The sequence below is a fragment of the Streptomyces clavuligerus genome (assembly GCF_005519465.1).
GTDB lineage: Bacteria > Actinomycetota > Actinomycetes > Streptomycetales > Streptomycetaceae > Streptomyces > Streptomyces clavuligerus.
The window spans coordinates 5,817,339-5,834,609 of sequence record NZ_CP027858.1 but is presented as its reverse complement, the minus strand read 5'-3'; the positions used below and the strand labels follow the sequence as shown (position 1 = coordinate 5,834,609).

Here is a 17,271-nt window from a genome sequence, read left to right as displayed (position 1 = left end):
CTCATCAGGAGGGGGACACCGGTGTCCGGTGTCCCCCTCGGGTCGTCGTCCTAGTCGCGGCCGGCGGTCAGCCGCCGGGCGTGTTCCTGGAGGGAGCGGACGCCCACGTCGCCGCGGCCGAGCGCGTCGATGCCCTGGACGGCGGCGGCGAGCGCCTGGACCGTGGTGAGGCAGGGGACGGAGCGGGCCACGGCGGCGGTGCGGATGTCGTAGCCGTCGAGCCGGCCGCCGGTGCCGTACGGGGTGTTGACGATGAGGTCGACCTCGCCGTCGTGGACGAGCTGGACGATGGTCCGCTCGCCGTTCGGGCCCTCGCCCTCGCTGTGCTTGCGCACCACGGTGGCGTTGATGCCGTTGCGCTTGAGGACCTCGGCGGTGCCGGAGGTGGCCAGCAGCTCGAAGCCGTGGGCGACCAGCTCCCGCGCCGGGAAGATCATCGAGCGCTTGTCCCGGTTGGCGACGGAGATGAAGGCGCGGCCCTTGGTGGGCAGCGGGCCGTAGGCGCCCGCCTGCGACTTGGCGTAGGCGGTGCCGAAGACGGAGTCGATGCCCATGACCTCGCCGGTGGAGCGCATCTCCGGGCCGAGGATGGTGTCGACGCCCCGGCCGTGGATGTCCCGGAAGCGGGACCACGGCAGCACGGCCTCCTTGACGGAGATCGGCGCGTCCATGGGCAGGGTGCCGCCGTCGCCCTCCCGGGGGAGCAGCCCCTCGGCGCGCAGCTCGGCGATGGTGGCGCCGAGCGAGATCCGGGCGGCGGCCTTCGCCAGCGGCACGGCCGTGGCCTTGGAGGTGAAGGGCACGGTGCGGGAGGCGCGCGGGTTGGCCTCCAGGACATAGAGGATGTCCCCGGCCAGGGCGAACTGGATGTTGATCAGTCCGCGGACGCCGACGCCCCGGGCGATGGCCGCCGTGGAGGCGCGCAGCCGCTTGATGTCGAAGCCGCCCAGGGTGATGGGGGGCAGGGCACAGGCGGAGTCGCCGGAGTGGATACCGGCCTCCTCGATGTGCTCCATGACGCCGCCGAGGTACAGCTCCTCGCCGTCGTAGAGGGCGTCGACGTCGATCTCGATGGCGTCGTCGAGGAAGCGGTCGACGAGAACCGGCCGGTCGGGCGAGATCTCGGTGGACTCGGCGATGTACGACTGGAGGCGGGCCTCCTCGTACACGATCTCCATGCCGCGCCCGCCGAGGACGTAGGAGGGGCGGACGAGGACGGGGTAGCCGATCTCGTCGGCGATGGCCTTGGCCTCGGCGAAGGTGGTGGCGGTGCCGTGCTTGGGGGCGGGCAGCCCGGCCTCCTGGAGGACCCGGCCGAAGGCGCCGCGGTCCTCGGCGGCGTGGATGGCCTCGGGGGAGGTGCCGACGACCGGGACGCCGTTGTCCTTGAGCGCCTGGGCGAGGCCCAGCGGGGTCTGGCCGCCGAGCTGGACGATCACACCGGCGATCGGTCCCGCCTGCGCCTCGGCGTGCACGATCTCCAGGACGTCCTCCAGGGTGAGCGGCTCGAAGTAGAGCCGGTCGGAGGTGTCGTAGTCGGTGGAGACGGTCTCCGGGTTGCAGTTGACCATGACGGTCTCGTACCCGGCGTCGCTGAGCGCGAAGGAGGCGTGGACGCAGGAGTAGTCGAACTCGATGCCCTGGCCGATCCGGTTGGGGCCGGAGCCGAGGATGATCACCGCGGGCTTCTCGCGCGGGGCGACCTCGGTCTCCTCGTCGTACGAGGAGTAGAAGTACGGGGTGCGGGCGGCGAACTCGGCGGCGCAGGTGTCGACGGTCTTGTAGACGGGGCGGATGCCGAGCGCGTGCCGGACCTCGCGGACGACGTCCTCGCGCAGCCCGCGGATGCCCGCGATCTGGCTGTCGGAGAAGCCGTGGCGCTTGGCCTCGGCCAGCAGCTCGGGGGTGAGCTTCTCGGCGGCGGCCAGCTCGTCCGCGTACTCCTTGATCAGGAACATCTGGTCGACGAACCAGGGGTCGATCCGGGTGGCCTCGAAGACCTCCTCCGGGGTGGCCCCGGCACGGATGGCCAGCATCACCGTGTTGATCCGGCCGTCGGTGGGGCGGACGGCGGCGCGCAGCAGCTCGTCCTTGTCGCCGAGGTCGGCGGCGTCGCCGGAGAAGTCGAACTGGCTGCCCTTCTTCTCCAGGGAGCGCAGGGCCTTCTGGAGGGCCTCGGTGAAGTTGCGGCCGATGGCCATGGCCTCGCCCACCGACTTCATGGTGGTGGTGAGACCGGCGTCGGCGGAGGGGAACTTCTCGAAGGCGAAGCGGGGGGCCTTGACCACGACGTAGTCGAGCGTGGGCTCGAAGGAGGCCGGGGTCTGCTCGGTGATGTCGTTGGGGATCTCGTCCAGCGTGTAGCCGACGGCGAGCTTGGCGGCGATCTTGGCGATCGGGAAGCCGGTGGCCTTGGAGGCGAGTGCGGAGGAGCGGGAGACCCGGGGGTTCATCTCGATGACGATGATCCGGCCGTCGACCGGGTTCACGGCGAACTGGATGTTGCAGCCGCCGGTGTCGACGCCGACCTCGCGGATGATGGCGATGCCGATGTCGCGGAGGCGCTGGTACTCACGGTCCGTGAGGGTCATCGAGGGGGCGACGGTGATGGAGTCGCCGGTGTGGACGCCCATCGGGTCGAAGTTCTCGATGGAGCAGACGACGACGACATTGTCGTTCTTGTCGCGCATCAGCTCCAGCTCGTACTCCTTCCAGCCGAGGATGGACTCCTCCAGGAGGACCTCGGTGGTCGGGGAGAGCGTGAGGCCCTGGCCCGCGATGCGGCGCAGCTCGTCCTCGTCGTGGGCGAAGCCGGAGCCCGCGCCGCCCATGGTGAAGGAGGGGCGGACGACGACGGGGTAGCCGCCCAGGGTGTCGACGCCCGCGAGGACGTCGTCCATGGAGTGGCAGATGACGGAGCGGGCGGACTCGCCGTGGCCGGTCTTGCGGCGGACCTCCTCGACGACCTCCTTGAAGAGGTCGCGGTCCTCGCCCTTGTTGATCGCCGTCACATTGGCGCCGATCAGCTCGACACCGTACTGCTCCAGGACGCCGCGCTCATGGAGGGAGATGGCGGTGTTGAGGGCGGTCTGGCCGCCGAGGGTGGGCAGGAGCGTGTCGGGGCGCTCCTTGGCGATGATCTTCTCGACGAACTCGGGGGTGATCGGCTCGACGTAGGTGGCGTCGGCGATCTCCGGGTCGGTCATGATCGTGGCCGGGTTGGAGTTGACCAGGATGACCCGCAGCCCCTCGGCCTTGAGGACCCGGCACGCCTGGGTGCCGGAGTAGTCGAACTCGGCGGCCTGGCCGATGACGATCGGGCCGGAGCCGATGACCAGGACGGACTGGATGTCGGAGCGCTTAGGCACGCTGGTCCTCCATCAGGGAGACGAAGCGGTCGAACAGGTAGGCGGCGTCGTGGGGACCGGCCGCCGCCTCGGGGTGGTACTGGACACTGAAGGCGGGCCGGTCGAGGAGTTGGAGCCCCTCCACCACGTTGTCGTTGAGGCAGACGTGGGAGACCTTGACCCGGCCGAACGGGGTGTCGGAGACACGGTCGAGCGGGGCGTCCACGGCGAAGCCGTGGTTGTGGGCGGTGACCTCGACCTTGCCGGTGGAACGGTCCTGCACGGGCTGGTTGATGCCGCGGTGGCCGTACTTCAGCTTGTAGGTGCCGAAGCCGAGGGCCCGGCCCAGGAGCTGGTTGCCGAAGCAGATGCCGAAGAGCGGGGTCCCGCGCTCCAGCACCGCGCGGACCACGGTGAGGTCGGCGGTGGCCGGGTCGCCGGGGCCGTTGGAGAGGAAGACGCCGTCCGGCTGGACCGCGTACACGTCGTCCGCGGTGGCGGTGGCGGGCAGGACGTGCACCTCGATGCCGCGCTCGGCCATCCGGTGCGGGGTCATGCCCTTGATGCCGAGGTCGATGGCGGCGACGGTGAACCGCTTGGTCCCGATCGCCGGGACGACATAGGTCTCGGCGGTGGCGACCTCGGCGGAGAGGTCCGCGCCGGTCATCTCGGGGGCGCTGCGGACCCGGGAGAGCAGGCTCTGCTCGTCGGCGACGGCCTCGCCCGAGAAGATGCCGACGCGCATCGCGCCGCGCTCGCGCAGATGGCGGGTGAGGGCGCGGGTGTCGATCCCGCTGATGCCGACCACGCCCTGCGCGGCCAGCTCCTCGTCGAGGGTGTGCCTGGAGCGCCAGTTGGAGCGGACCCGCGAGGGGTCGCGCACCACATAGCCGGCGACCCAGATCCGCCGGGACTCGTCGTCCTCGTGGTTGACGCCCGTGTTGCCGATGTGGGGGGCGGTCATCACGACGACCTGGCGGTGGTAGGAGGGGTCGGTCAGGGTCTCCTGGTAGCCGGTCATACCGGTGTTGAAGACCGCTTCGCCGAAGGTCTCCCCCACAGCCCCGTAGGCACGGCCGCGGAAGGTGCGGCCGTCCTCCAGGACGAGAACGGCGGGGGCTGTGTTCTTCGCCGAGGCGATCCCCGGGGTGGAGGTCGTCATCGTGCGCCTTCCGTCATATCGGTCAGTTGGTTCAGGGTGGTGACCCACTCGGGGTGCACGGCCGCGGTGTCGGAGCGGAAACCGGAGTCGATCAGGGTGTCGCCGAGCTGCCAGGTGACGATCAGCAGACCGCCCTCGGGGAGGACCTTCCCGGCGATGCCCCGGTCGATCCGGGCGCCGCGCAGATCCCGGCGGGGGATGTGGAAGTCGTCGGCCCCGGGGCGGACCGCGGTCAGCCCTTCGTCGGTGAGGCTCAGCTCGACCCGGCTGCGGACGCCGAGGCCGTGGGCGACGATCCGGTCCAGCCACTGCCCGGCGGTGGTCGAGCCGTGGTAGCGGCCGGTCAGGGCCAGCCGTGCGGCGCCGGGGTCGGCGGGCGGGGCGGCCGGGGCGGGCAGCCCGGACTGGAGGGCTCCGCGCCACTTCCAGCCCTGGCGCATCAGCCACCAGACCAGGGCGATGAAGATCAGCAGTCCGACGACCCAGCCGATGCGGGCCGCCCAGTCGGTCACCTCCGCCGACTTCTGTTCGGCGGCGAGCGGGGCCGGGAGCCGGGTTGCGATATGGGTCAGTGATGTCACGCGAGTTTCCCGTCGAGTACCGTGGCGCGGCCCCGCAGGAAGGTGTGGGTGACGCGGCCCGGCAGCTCACGCCCCTGGTAGGGGGTGTTGCGGCTGCGGGAGGCGAAGCGGGCGGGGTCCACGGTCCCACGGTATGCCGGATCGACCAGGACCAGGTTGGCGGGCTCGCCCGCGGCCACGGGGCGGCCGTGCCCGGCGAGCCGGCCGATCCTCGCGGGGCGGAAGGACATCCGGTCGGCGACGCCCGCCCAGTCGAGCAGCCCGGTCTCGACCATCGTCTCCTGGACCACGCTGAGCGCGGTCTCCAGGCCGACCATGCCCATGGCCGCCGCGCCCCACTCGCAGTCCTTGTCCTCGTGCGGGTGGGGGGCGTGGTCGGTGGCCACGCAGTCGATGGTGCCGTCGGCGAGGGCCTCGCGCAGGGCCAGCACATCGGCCTCGGTGCGCAGCGGCGGGTTCACCTTGTAGACGGGGTTGTAGGTGCGGACCAGCTCGTCGGTGAGGAGGAGGTGGTGCGGGGTGACCTCGGCGGTGACGTTCCAGCCCTTGGACTTGGCCCAGCGGACGATCTCGACGGAGCCCGCCGTGGAGAGGTGGCAGACGTGCAGCCGGGAGCCGACGTGCGCGGCGAGCAGCACATCGCGGGCGATGATCGACTCCTCGGCGACGGCGGGCCAGCCGCCGAGACCCAGCTCGGCGGAGACGACGCCCTCGTTCATCTGGGCGCCCTCCGTGAGCCGGGGCTCCTGGGCGTGCTGGGCGATGACCCCGTCGAACGCCTTCACGTACTCCAGCGCCCGGCGCATGATCACGGCGTCGTCGACGCACTTGCCGTCGTCGGAGAAGACCTTCACCCCGGCGGCGGAGTCGTGCATGGCGCCCAGCTCGGCCAGGTGCTTGCCCTCCAGGCCCACGGTGACGGCGCCGACCGGCTGGACGTCGCAGTAGCCGGACTCCTTGCCGAGCCGGTAGACCTGCTCGACCACACCGGCGGTGTCGGCGACGGGGTGGGTGTTGGCCATGGCGTGGACGGCGGTGTAGCCGCCGACGGCCGCGGCGCGGGTGCCGGTGAGGACGGTCTCGGAGTCCTCGCGGCCGGGCTCGCGCAGATGGGTGTGGAGGTCCACCAGGCCGGGCAGCAGGATCTGGCCCTCCGCCTCGACGACCTGGGCGCCCTCGGCGCTCAGACCGGTGCCGACCCGGGTCACGGCCGCGCCCTCGATCAGGACGTCCTGCGCGGCGCCGCCGAGTACCTTCGCACCACGGATAAGGATCGTGCTCATGGTCAGTGGTTCTCCTGGGTCCGTGCGGGGGTGGGGGTGGCGGCGGACTCGTAGCCGCCCATCAGCAGATAGAGGACGGCCATCCGGGTGGAGACGCCGTTGGCGACCTGTTCGACCGCCGTGCAGCGGTCCGAGTCGGCGACCTCGGCGGTGATCTCCATACCCCGGTTCATCGGGCCGGGGTGCATCACGACGGCGTGTTCGGGCATCCGGGCCATCCGGTCGCCGTCGAGTCCGTAGCGGCGGGAGTACTCGCGCTCGGTGGGGAAGAAGGCGGCGTTCATGCGCTCGCGCTGGACCCGGAGCATCATCACGGCGTCGGACTTGGCGAGCACCGCGTCCAGGTCGTAGGAGACCTCGCAGGGCCAGCGCTCGACCCCGATGGGGAGCAGGGTCGGCGGGGCGACCAGGGTGACCTCGGCGCCGAGGGTGTGCAGCAGCAGGACGTTGGAGCGGGCGACCCGGCTGTGCAGGATGTCGCCGACGATGGTGATCCGGCGTCCGGCCAGGTCGCGCCCGATACCGGCGTCCCGTCCGACCAGCCTGCGGCGCACGGTGAAGGCGTCGAGCAGGGCCTGGGTGGGGTGCTCGTGGGTGCCGTCACCGGCGTTGACGACGGCGCCGTCGATCCAGCCGGAGTTCGCCAGCCGGTAGGGCGCGCCGGAGGCGTGGTGGCGGATGACGACGGCGTCGGCGCCCATCGCCTCCAGGGTGAGCGCGGTGTCCTTCAGGGACTCGCCCTTCGACACCGACGACCCCTTGGCGGAGAAGTTGATGACGTCGGCGGAGAGCCGCTTGGCGGCGGCCTCGAAGGAGATCCGGGTCCGGGTCGAGTCCTCGAAGAAGAGGTTGACGACGGTACGGCCGCGGAGGGTGGGCAGTTTCTTGATCGGCCGGTCGGCGACCCGGGCCATCTCCTCGGCGGTGTCGAGGATGAGGACGGCGTCGTCACGGGTCAGATCGGCGGCCGAGATGAGGTGGCGCTTCATCGGAGGGCTCCGAGGGGTCCGGGGTTCGGGAGGGCTCAGGGGGCGGTGGCGCGCGGTGCCGGGGCGGCGGCCGTGCGGGGCCGGGTGCCGGTGGACCGGTTTCCGGGGCGGATGGCCCCGGGGCGCACGGGTGCGCGGAGGTCGCCGGCGGGCGGAGGGAGGGCCTGGGGCGGGCTACTGCCCGGCGGCCGGGGCGTTCTCGCGCACCCCGAGCAGCACGGTGTCGCGGCCGTCCTCCTCGGAGAGCTGGACCCGGACCGTCTCGCGGAGCGACGTGGGCAGGTTCTTGCCCACGTAGTCGGCGCGGATGGGCAGCTCGCGGTGGCCCCGGTCGACGAGGACGGCGAGCTGTACGGCACGGGGGCGGCCGATGTCGCCGAGCGCGTCGAGGGCGGCGCGGATGGTGCGGCCGGAGAAGAGCACGTCGTCGACGAGGACGACCAGTCGGCCGTCGATGCCGTCACCGGGGATCTCGGTCCGGCCCAGCGCCCGGGCGGGCCGCAGCCGCAGATCGTCCCGGTACATGGTGATGTCGAGCGAGCCGACCGGCATGGCGCGGCCGGTGATCTCCTCCAGCTTGGCGGCGAGCCTGCGGGCGAGGAAGACGCCGCGGGTCGGGATGCCGAGGAGCACCACGTCGTCGGCGCCCTTGGCGCGCTCGACGATCTCGTGGGCGATCCGGGTCAGAACCCGGGCGATGTCGGGCGCCTCAAGAACGGGGCGGGCCGCATCGGAGTTGTGTGTGTCCATACGAGAAGGACCTCCTTCTCCGCCTCACGGGACGGATCTTAAAGGACGTCTGATGTGCGTCATTACCGTACCAGGGGCCGGAGGGGGCCGTGCACCGGGCCGGTCCGGGCGGGCGTACGGGGCCGCTCCGGGGGTGGCGCGAGGGCGGGGCGGGAGCCGGGCAAGGAGCCGTGGACAAGGAGCGCGGACAAGGAGTGTGGGCAAGGGAGCGGGCAGGGGGCGGGCAGGGACGAAAACGAGCCGGGGAACGGGCCCCGGCGTCGTACCGATCATGACAAGTTACCGGTCCGGCCCACCCGGCTTGACGCATCCAAGTAACTCTGCGTAACCTCACAGTGAGTTACCAGCCGCGCGGCCGAGCCGTACGGCGTCACCTCGTCACAGCGTCCGGGGAGCCATATGTCCAGCGAATACGCAAAACAGCTCGGGGCCAAGCTCCGCGCCATCCGCACCCAGCAGGGGCTGTCCCTCCACGGCGTGGAAGAGAAGTCCCAGGGCCGCTGGAAGGCCGTGGTGGTCGGTTCGTACGAGCGCGGCGACCGCGCCGTGACCGTCCAGCGACTGGCCGAGCTGGCCGATTTCTATGGGGTCCCGGTGCAGGAGCTGCTGCCGGGGACGACCCCGGGCGGAGCCGCCGAGCCGCCGCCGAAGCTGGTGCTCGACCTGGAGCGCCTGGCCCATGTCCCGGCCGAGAAGGCGGGCCCGCTCCAGCGCTACGCCGCCACGATCCAGTCCCAGCGCGGTGACTACAACGGCAAGGTGCTCTCGATCCGCCAGGACGACCTGCGCACACTCGCCGTCATCTACGACCAGTCGCCGTCGGTGCTGACCGAGCAGCTCATCAGCTGGGGTGTGCTCGACGCGGACGCGCGTCGCGCCGTCAGCCACGAGGAGAGCTGAGGCAGCCGCCTTTCCGCTCACTCCGCGCCTCCGCCGCTGGCGCGTCCGTTCCGTCCCCCGAGGCCCGAGCCGTTCGGGAGGGTCGAGGAGAAACGTCACGGCGATATCGGCACAGCAGGAGGGCGGGCCCCCCGGGAGGGGCCCGCCCTCCTGTCGTTTCCGGCGGAGTGCCCCATGGCGGGAGCCGTGTGCCGCTGGAGGCACCGGGGGCACAGAAGGCGCGTGAGACGCCCGGCAGCGCTCCGGTGGAGGGTCGGAGCGGCCCCGGCCCCACCGTGCGCCTCCGGTGCGCCAGAGGCCCCGGAAGGGGCAATTCCGGAACCTGTGCTCCCCCGGCGCACAGCACTCGGGCCCGGGTCCGACGACTGCGGAAGTCGTCGGACCCGGGCCCGGGTGTCGAACCGGCCCGCCGCTACGCGCGGCGCAGGCTCGGCTTGAGGTCCTTGAAACGGCCGAGGAGACCGTTCACGAACGCGGGCGACTCGTCGGTGGAGAACTCCTTCGCGAGCTCCACCGCCTCGTCGATCACGACCGCGTCCGGCGTCCCGTCCACCCACACCAGTTCATAGGTGCCCAGCCGCAGGATGTTGCGGTCCACGACCGGCATCCGGTCCAGGTCCCAGCCCTCGGCGTAGGTCGCGATCAGCTCGTCGATCCGGGGCGCGTACTGCGCGTACCCCTCGACCAGCTCCATCGTGTACTCGCTGACCGGAGGCTGCCGGGTGTCGGTCCGCGAGTGCCGAATCCAGTCGGCGAGGACGGTCTGCACGGAGACATCGCGCTGGTCGGCCTCGAAGAGGATCTGGAAGGCGCGCTTACGGGCCTTGTTGCGGGCGGCCACGGTTAGCTGTTCACCCGGCTGAGGTAGTCGCCGGAGCGGGTGTCGACCTTGATCTTCTCACCGGTGGTGATGAAGAGCGGGACCTGGACGGTGTAGCCGGTCTCCAGCTTGGCGGGCTTGGTGCCACCGGTGGAGCGGTCGCCCTGGACGCCCGGCTCGGTCTCCGCGATGACCAGCTCGACGGCGGCGGGCAGCTCGACGTAGAGCACCTCGCCCTCGTGCGTGGCGACGGTGGCGGTGAAGCCCTCGATCAGGAAGTTCGCGGCGTCGCCGACGGACGGGCGGGAGACGTGCAGCTGGTCGTAGGTCTGCATGTCCATGAAGACGAAGTAGTCGCCGTCCATGTACGAGAACTGCATGTCGCGGCGGTCGACGGTGGCCGTCTCGACCTTCACGCCGGCGTTGAACGTCTTGTCGACGATCTTGCCGGACAGCACGTTCTTGAGCTTGGTGCGCACGAAAGCCGGGCCCTTGCCGGGCTTGACGTGCTGGAACTCGACGACGGACCACAGCTGGCCGTTGTCGAGCTTGAGCACCATGCCGTTCTTGAGGTCGTTCGTGGAAGCCACGGTTGCGGAATCTCCTGGACTGACGCTGGTGGACGGCCGAGGGCTGCGGGCCGCGCCTCAGAGCGCGAGCAGTTCCTTGGTCGTGATGGTGAGTAGCTCGGGTCCGCCGTCCGCCTCCTGGCGCACGACGAGCGTGTCATCGATCCGGACCCCGCCCCGGCCCGGGAGGTGGACCCCCGGTTCGACGGTGACCGGCACACAAGCGTCCAGTTTACCCATGGCGGCCGGAGCCAACTGCGGGTCCTCGTCGATTTCCAGGCCGACACCGTGTCCGGTGAGCGGGGCGAGGCCCTCGCCATGGCCCGCCGCGTCCAGGATCTGGCGTGCCGCGCGGTCCACATCGCGGCACGCGGCGCCCGGTGCCAGGGCCTCACGGGCGGCCCGCTGCGCGGCGAAGACAAGATCGTACAGTTCGATCTGCCACTGGGCCGGGGAGGTGCCGATGACAAAGGTACGGCCGATCTCACACCGGTAGCCCCGGTAGTCCGCGCCCACGCAGACGGAGAGGAAGTCGCCCTCCTCGACCCTGCGGTCCGTGGGGTGGTGTCCCCGGCGGCCGGAGTTCGGTCCGGTGGCCACGGAGGTGGGGAACGCGGGGCCGTCCGCGCCGTGGTCGATCAGACGGCGTTCCAGCTCCAGGGCGAGATGGCGTTCGGTGCGGCCGACGAGGATCGACTCCAGCAGCTCCCCGAGGGCCTGGTCGGTGATCTCCGCGGCGATCCGCAGACAGGCGATCTCCTCCTCGTCCTTGACCACGCGGAGCTGCTCGACCGCGAGACCGAGGTCGGCGAGGCGCATCCGGGGCGCGACGGAGCGGACCGCGCGGTGGCGGGAGACGGTGAGGTGGTGCTCCTCGACGGCGAGCGAGGCGCCGCCGGCGGTGCGGGCGAGATCGGCGGCGGCGACGGCGGGGTCGCCGGAGGCGGTGGGCAGCACGGTCAGGCGCAGCCGCTCGTCGGGGCGGCCCTCGCGGGTGTCGCCCGTGGGCTCCCGGGGGCAGAGCAGGACGTCCTCGGCCGGGCCGAGGAGCAGGACCGCGCCACGGGGGGCGCCGCCGGCGAGGTAGCGGACGTTGGCGGGCCGGGAGACGAGGGCGCCGGCGGTGCCGGTGGCCGCGTATCGCTCGCGCAGGCGGTTGCGGCGGACGCCATACACCTCAGACATGTCCTGAGCGTACGAGCGCCCCCGCGCCGGGGCCCGCCGGGACGTCCGACCGGGTTTCTTCCCGCACCGGGTGCGGCAGCCTTCTCCCTCCCACCGGGCGGGAGCGTGCCCGCTTCCGGCACCGGGTGGGCCGTCTGCCCGTGGTGGGGGGTGCAGGGTCGTCCCCACCCCGTGTGGGCCGGGGCCGCCCCTACTCCCACCGGGCGGGAGTATGCCCACGTCCCGCACGGGGGCCCGTCTCCCCGTGGTGGGGCCCCTGGCCGGGATCCGGGGCCGCCTTTCTCCCACCGGGGCGGGAGTGTGCCCACTGCGTGCGGGGGGCCTGCGGCTCCCCCTTCCCACCGGGCGGAGGTGTGCCCACTCCCCGCACCGAGTGAGCCGTCTCCCCGTGGTGGGGGGTGCAGGGTCGTCCCCGGAAGGGACCGGCGGACAACGACCCGCGCCCGGACGACGGACGCCCGGTCTGCCGGCCCTGAGGAGTCGAGCCCGGAGGCCCCCACCCCCGCACCCGACGACCGACCCGAGCAAAACCAGCCCGTCCGGCGCTTGAGGACGGACCCCGCACCCAACGCAAGGCTCACGCGCAAGCCGACGAACCCCCGCGCGGCCCCGTCGTCGGGGGCCAGCCCCCGAACCCCCGCTCCTCAAACGCCGGAGAGGCTGAATCTCAGGCACCCCCACAAGGCGTGGCGTGGTGCGGGTCAGGGCGCGCGCAGCGCGTTGGTGAGGGCCGTGTCGAGGGCTTGCGCGGTGGTTTCGACGTCGTGGTGAGAGTTGTCGATGATCGGGAGACCCGATCCGTACCAGCCGGCCATCCGGCCGTGGATGGACGCGACCTCCTCGTCCGCGAGGCGTCTGCTCCCCGACCGCCGCGCGTTCCGCTCCAGCACCGTGTCCAGCCCCGGCAGCAGCACCACCGGCAGCAGCCCCGGCCCGACATGCCGTTTCCACCCGCCGAGGCCCACGACGGGCCAGTCGGGGAAGACTGCGTCGTCGATGATGCAGGAGATCCCGTTCGCCAGAAAGTTCCGCGCGGCGAAACCGCAGGTGCGGCGGGCGAGGCGGTACTGGGTCTCGGAGTGCTCGTTCCAGCCCGAGCGCGGGTCGGCGAAACCGGAGCGCACCCACTCACGGACGTCGTCCAGGCTGATGTGCGCGGTGGGCACCCGCCGCCGCGTGGCCCAGTGGCGGGCCACCGTGGTCTTGCCCGCCCCGGCCGGGCCGATGAGGAGGACGGCGAGCGGGGCGGTCCCGGCACCGGTCACGGGCGCGGGGCCGGTCTGGGTCCAGCCGGTCGTCCCCTGGGGCGGCTGGGCCCCCACGGCGTGCTGCATCCGGTGCCACTCCGTCTCGTACGACTGACGCTGCCCGGACGGCGGAACGGGCCGCCGCCCGGGTCGAACGCTACCCCCGGACCCCGGGCACAAGCCCCGCGGGGCCGGGCCGGGTGCTCAGACCGACAGCTCCTCCGCCAGCGCCCGCAGCGCCAGCCGGTAGGACCCGATGCCGAAGCCCGCGATCGTCGCGCTGGCGACGGCGGCGACCACCGAGGTGTGCCGGAAGGTCTCCCGCGCGTACGGGTTGGAGATGTGCACCTCGATCAGCGGCGCGGTCCGCTGGGCCGCCGCATCGCGCATCCCGTAGGAGTAGTGCGTGAAGGCGCCCGGGTTGAGCACCACGGGGATCGAGCCGTCCGCGGCCTCGTGCAGCCAGCGGATCAGCTCGCCCTCGTCGTTGGTCTCCCGGACCTCGACGTCGAAGCCCAGCTCCGCGCCGAGGTCCCGGCAGGTGTCCACCAGGGAGGCGTAGGAGGCGGCGCCGTAGACGTCGGGCTCGCGGGAGCCCAGCCGCCCCAGGTTGGGGCCGTTGAGCACCAGGACCCGCCGGGTCATGCCGAGACCTCCCCGTACGCGGCGAGCAGGACCGCCGGGTCGGGGCCCTCCAGGACGGTGGGCTTGGCGAGGCCGTCGAGGACGATGAAGCGGAGCAGGTTGCCCCGGGACTTCTTGTCGACCTTCATGGTCTCCAGCAGCCGGGGCCACGCGTCGCCCTGGTAGGTCAGCGGCAGCCCGACGGAGGCGAGGACGGCCCGGTGCCGGTCGGCGGTGGCGTCGTCGAGGCGGCCGGCCAGCCGCCCCAGTTCGGCGGCGAAGACCATGCCGACCGAGACGGCCGCCCCGTGCCGCCACTTGTAGCGCTCGTTCTTCTCGATGGCGTGCGCGAGGGTGTGCCCGTAGTTGAGGATCTCGCGGCGGCCGGACTCCTTGAGGTCGCCGGAGACGACCTCGGCCTTGACCCGGATGGAGCGCTCGATCAGCTCGGCGGTGTGCCGCCCCTCGGGGCTGCGCGCCGCCTCGGGGTCGGACTCGACGAGGTCGAGGATGACCGGGTCGGCGATGAATCCGGCCTTGATGACCTCCGCGAGCCCGGAGACATAGTCGTGCACCGGGAGCGAGTCCAGCGCGGCGAGGTCGCAGAGGACCCCGGCGGGCGGGTGGAAGGCGCCGACGAGGTTCTTGCCCTCGGCGGTGTTGATGCCGGTCTTGCCGCCGACGGCGGCGTCGACCATACCCAGCACGGTGGTGGGGACCGCGATCCAGCGCACCCCGCGCAGCCAGGTCGCGGCCACGAAGCCCGCCAGGTCGGTGGTGGCTCCCCCGCCGACGCCGACGATCACATCGGTGCGGGTGAAGCCGGTCTGGCCGAGCGCCTTCCAGCAGTACGCGGCGACCTCGGCGGTCTTGGCCTCCTCGGCGTTGGGCACCTGGACGGCGATGACCTCGTAGCCCTGGGCGGCCAGGTCCTCGCGGATCGCCTCGCCGGTCCCGGCCAGCGCCTCGGGGTGGATCACGGCCACCCTGGTGGCCTGCGGGCCGATCAGCCCGGCCAGCTCGCCGAGCAGTTGCCGGCCGACCAGGACCTCGTAGGGCGCGGAGCCCTCCGTACCGGCGACCGGGATACGGGTCACTGACTGGTCCGTCATTCGTCCCTCAGTTCCAGAGCGTCGAGGACCGCGTCGGCGACCTCGTCGGGTGTGCGGTCGTCGGTGGCCACGACGGCGCGGGCCACCTCGGTGTACAGATGGCGGCGGGCGTCCATCAGCTCCCGCCACTGGCGGCGCGGGTTGATCGCGAGCAGCGGCCGGGCCTGGTTGAGCCCGGTGCGCCGGACGGCCTCGTCGACCTCCAGGGAGAGATAGACGACGGGCAGCCCGGCCAGCAGGGAGCGGGTCGACGCGTCCAGGACCGCGCCGCCGCCGAGGGCGAGGACACCGGTGTGCTCGGCGAGCGCCGCCGCCACGGCGGCGCGCTCCCGCTCACGGAAGTAGGGCTCGCCCTCGGTGAGGAAGAGGTCCGAGATCTCCCGGCCCTCGGTGGCGACGACATCGGCGTCGGTGTCCCGGTAGGGGACGCCGAGCCGCTGGGCGAGCAGTTCCCCGACGGTGGACTTGCCCGACCCCATGGGCCCGACCAGGACGACGAGTGGGCCGCTCACCGGATGTGGAGATGGTCGAGGTACGCGGTGGCGTTGCGGCGGGTCTCGGTGACGCTGTCACCGCCGAACTTCTCGGCGACCGCGTCGGCGAGCACCAGGGCGACCATCGCTTCGGCGACGATGCCCGCGGCCGGGACGGCGCAGACGTCGGAGCGCTGGTGGTGGGCGGCGGCGACCTCGCCGGTGGTGATGTCGACGGTGGCCAGCGCCCGGGGCACGGTGGCGATCGGCTTCATCGCGGCGCGGACCCGCAGCAGCTCGCCGGTGGACATGCCGCCCTCGGTGCCGCCGGACCGCCCGGAGCTGCGCCGGATGCCCTCGGGGGTGGGGATGATCTCGTCATGGGCCTGCGAGCCGGGGACGCGCGCCAGCTCGAAGCCGTCGCCGACCTCGACGCCCTTGATCGCCTGGATGCCCATGAGGGCTCCGGCCAGCCGGGCGTCGAGCCGCCGGTCCCAGTGGACGTGGGAGCCGAGGCCGACGGGGACGCCGTAGGCCAGCACCTCGACGACGCCGCCGAGGGTGTCGCCGTCCTTGTGGGCCTGGTCGATCTCGGCGACCATCGCGGCGGACGCGGTCTCGTCCAGGCAGCGCACCGGGTCGGCGTCGAGCTTCTCGACGTCGGCGGGGGTCGGGTAGTGGCCGTAGGGGGCCTTCGCGGCGGCCAGCTCGATCACATGGGAGACGATCTCGATCCCGGTGGTCTCCTTGAGGTAGGAGCGGGCGATCGCGCCGAGCGCGACCCGGGCCGCGGTCTCCCGGGCGGAGGCGCGCTCCAGCACCGGGCGGGCCTCGTCGAGGGCGTACTTCTGCATGCCCGCGAGGTCGGCGTGGCCGGGGCGGGGCCGGGTCAGCGGGGCGTTGCGGGCCAGCGAGGCCAGCTCCTCGGGGTCCACGGGGTCGGCCGACATGACCTTCTCCCACTTGGGCCACTCGGTGTTGCCGATCATCACGGCCACCGGGGAGCCCATGGTCAGGCCGTGGCGCACCCCGCCGAGGAAGGTGATCTCGTCCCGTTCGAACTTCATCCGGGCACCGCGTCCATAGCCGAGCCGGCGACGGGCCAGGTGGTCCGCCACCAGTTCCGTGGTGACCGGCACACCGGCGGGCAGTCCCTCCAGTGTGGCCACCAGTGCGGGGCCGTGGGACTCCCCCGCCGTCAGCCAACGCAACCTGCTCAACGGTGCTCCTCTTGCTCGCGCCTGGAACTGCGACGGCGCGACCGGGTGCGCGGCCCTGGCCCGCCTGACACGATCCTCCCATGTCCGGCGGTATGCCCCGGGCCGTGGTCCAGCAGTCGGACGCGGGTGGAGCGACGCGGGCGGCGGTTATCGCGCGGCGATGGCCGCCTCGCCCGCCGCGCGCATCGCCGCCAGCGGACCCGGGGCGCGTCCGGTCATCTGTTCGACCTGAAGGACGGCCTGGTGGACGAGGAGGTCGAGGCCGCCGAGGACCGCTCCGCCCCGGGCGGACCAGGCGGCGGCGAGCGGGGTGGGCCAGGGGTCGTAGAGCACGTCGAAGAGGGTGCCGGGGCGGTCGGGCACCGCCGCGGCGAGCGCGTCGGCGGCCCCCGCGGGGGTGGTGGCGACGACGAGCGGGGCTTCGAGGGCCCGTGCGGCGTCGCTCCAGTCGGCGGTGTGCACCTCGACGCCGAGCCGTTCGCCCCAGCCGAGCATCTCGGCCGCGCGGGCCTCGCCCCGGACATAGGCGGTGACGGGGCCCGCGCAGATCCGGGCCAGGGCGGCGAGGGCGGAGGAGGCGGTGGCGCCCGCGCCGAGGACGGCGGCGGACTCGACCTTGTCGACGCCCCGCTCGGCCAGGGCCGCGACCATGCCGGGGATGTCGGTGTTGTCGCCGAGCCGACGGCCGTCCGGGGTGAGGACGACGGTGTTGACGGCGGCCACGGCGGCGGCCGTGGGGCTGACCCCGTCGAGCAGCGGGATGACCGCCCGCTTGAGCGGCATGGTCAGGGAGAGCCCGGCCCAGGAGGGGTCGAGCCCGTCCAGGAAGCCGGGGAGGGTCTCCTCCGTCACCTCGTGGCGCCCGTACGACCAGGCGTCGAGGCCGAGGGCGGCGTAGGCGGCGCGGTGCAGCACCGGGGAGAGCGAGTGCTCGATGGGCGAACCGAGCACCGCCGCCCTGCGCACCGGTCCGGCGGGCCCGGACTGTGCGGCGGTCATCGTGTCCCCC

General features: G+C 72.6%; 16 protein-coding genes. 1 reads left to right on the top strand and 15 read right to left on the bottom strand.

Annotated features, from left to right (window positions below; translation table 11 throughout):
* Positions 1–50 precede the first annotated feature (50 nt).
* From carB to pyrR, 6 genes are all read right to left on the bottom strand, one after another.
* Entirely contained in the window at positions 51–3,368 is a 3,318-nt protein-coding gene (gene carB, locus CRV15_RS24675) for a carbamoyl-phosphate synthase large subunit (RefSeq protein ID WP_003956411.1), read from the bottom strand.
* A complete protein-coding gene (carA, locus tag CRV15_RS24670) occupies positions 3,361–4,509 on the bottom strand; it encodes a glutamine-hydrolyzing carbamoyl-phosphate synthase small subunit (RefSeq protein ID WP_003956410.1) in 1,149 nt (382 codons plus the stop codon). The genes carB and carA overlap by 8 nt, the downstream gene beginning before the upstream one ends.
* Positions 4,506–5,090, bottom strand: coding sequence for a PH-like domain-containing protein (locus CRV15_RS24665; protein ID WP_003959742.1), 585 nt, complete (start codon positions 5,088–5,090; stop codon positions 4,506–4,508). Before CRV15_RS24665 ends, carA begins: the two co-directional genes overlap by 4 nt.
* Positions 5,087–6,373 carry a dihydroorotase gene (locus CRV15_RS24660; RefSeq protein ID WP_003959743.1) on the bottom strand — a complete coding sequence of 429 codons (1,287 nt, stop codon included), beginning with the start codon at positions 6,371–6,373 and terminating at the stop codon, positions 5,087–5,089. Before CRV15_RS24660 ends, CRV15_RS24665 begins: the two co-directional genes overlap by 4 nt.
* Before the next feature lie 2 nt (positions 6,374–6,375).
* Positions 6,376–7,362 carry an aspartate carbamoyltransferase catalytic subunit gene (locus CRV15_RS24655; RefSeq protein WP_003956408.1) on the bottom strand — a complete coding sequence of 329 codons (987 nt, stop codon included), beginning with the start codon at positions 7,360–7,362 and terminating at the stop codon, positions 6,376–6,378.
* 174 nt (positions 7,363–7,536) lie between these two features.
* Positions 7,537–8,112 (bottom strand): bifunctional pyr operon transcriptional regulator/uracil phosphoribosyltransferase PyrR, encoded by a 576-nt coding sequence (pyrR, locus tag CRV15_RS24650; protein ID WP_003956407.1) that lies wholly within the window; start codon positions 8,110–8,112, stop codon positions 7,537–7,539.
* Between the two features lie 399 nt (positions 8,113–8,511).
* On the opposite strand from pyrR, the gene bldD reads away from it, so the two are divergent.
* Entirely contained in the window at positions 8,512–9,012 is a 501-nt protein-coding gene (gene bldD, locus CRV15_RS24645) for a transcriptional regulator BldD (protein ID WP_003956405.1), read from the top strand.
* Positions 9,013–9,424: 412 nt separating this feature from the next.
* Here bldD and nusB read toward each other — a convergent pair whose 3' ends face one another.
* The 9 genes from nusB to CRV15_RS24600 form a co-directional block, all read right to left on the bottom strand.
* Positions 9,425–9,853 (bottom strand): transcription antitermination factor NusB, encoded by a 429-nt coding sequence (gene nusB / locus CRV15_RS24640; protein WP_003956404.1) that lies wholly within the window; start codon positions 9,851–9,853, stop codon positions 9,425–9,427.
* A gap of 2 nt (positions 9,854–9,855) precedes the next feature.
* Positions 9,856–10,422, bottom strand: a complete 567-nt coding sequence (gene efp, locus CRV15_RS24635; RefSeq protein ID WP_003956403.1) for an elongation factor P — start codon at positions 10,420–10,422, stop codon at positions 9,856–9,858.
* Positions 10,423–10,479: 57 nt separating this feature from the next.
* Positions 10,480–11,586: an aminopeptidase P family protein gene (locus CRV15_RS24630; protein ID WP_003956402.1), complete on the bottom strand. Its 1,107-nt coding sequence runs from the start codon at positions 11,584–11,586 to the stop codon at positions 10,480–10,482.
* Between the two features lie 701 nt (positions 11,587–12,287).
* Complete coding sequence (locus CRV15_RS24625) at positions 12,288–13,013, bottom strand: AAA family ATPase (protein ID WP_003956401.1); 726 nt, start codon at positions 13,011–13,013, stop codon at positions 12,288–12,290.
* Between the two features lie 24 nt (positions 13,014–13,037).
* A complete protein-coding gene (locus CRV15_RS24620) occupies positions 13,038–13,478 on the bottom strand; it encodes a type II 3-dehydroquinate dehydratase (protein WP_003956400.1) in 441 nt (146 codons plus the stop codon).
* Complete coding sequence (aroB, locus tag CRV15_RS24615; protein ID WP_003956399.1) at positions 13,475–14,569, bottom strand: 3-dehydroquinate synthase; 1,095 nt, start codon at positions 14,567–14,569, stop codon at positions 13,475–13,477. Before aroB ends, CRV15_RS24620 begins: the two co-directional genes overlap by 4 nt.
* Positions 14,566–15,048 (bottom strand): shikimate kinase, encoded by a 483-nt coding sequence (locus tag CRV15_RS24610; protein ID WP_003959745.1) that lies wholly within the window; start codon positions 15,046–15,048, stop codon positions 14,566–14,568. The genes aroB and CRV15_RS24610 overlap by 4 nt, the downstream gene beginning before the upstream one ends.
* Positions 15,049–15,077: 29 nt before the next feature.
* Positions 15,078–16,262 (bottom strand): chorismate synthase, encoded by a 1,185-nt coding sequence (gene aroC, locus CRV15_RS24605; RefSeq protein ID WP_003959746.1) that lies wholly within the window; start codon positions 16,260–16,262, stop codon positions 15,078–15,080.
* Positions 16,263–16,409: 147 nt separating this feature from the next.
* Positions 16,410–17,261 carry a shikimate dehydrogenase gene (locus CRV15_RS24600; protein ID WP_003959747.1) on the bottom strand — a complete coding sequence of 284 codons (852 nt, stop codon included), beginning with the start codon at positions 17,259–17,261 and terminating at the stop codon, positions 16,410–16,412.
* Positions 17,262–17,271: the final 10 nt, after the last annotated feature.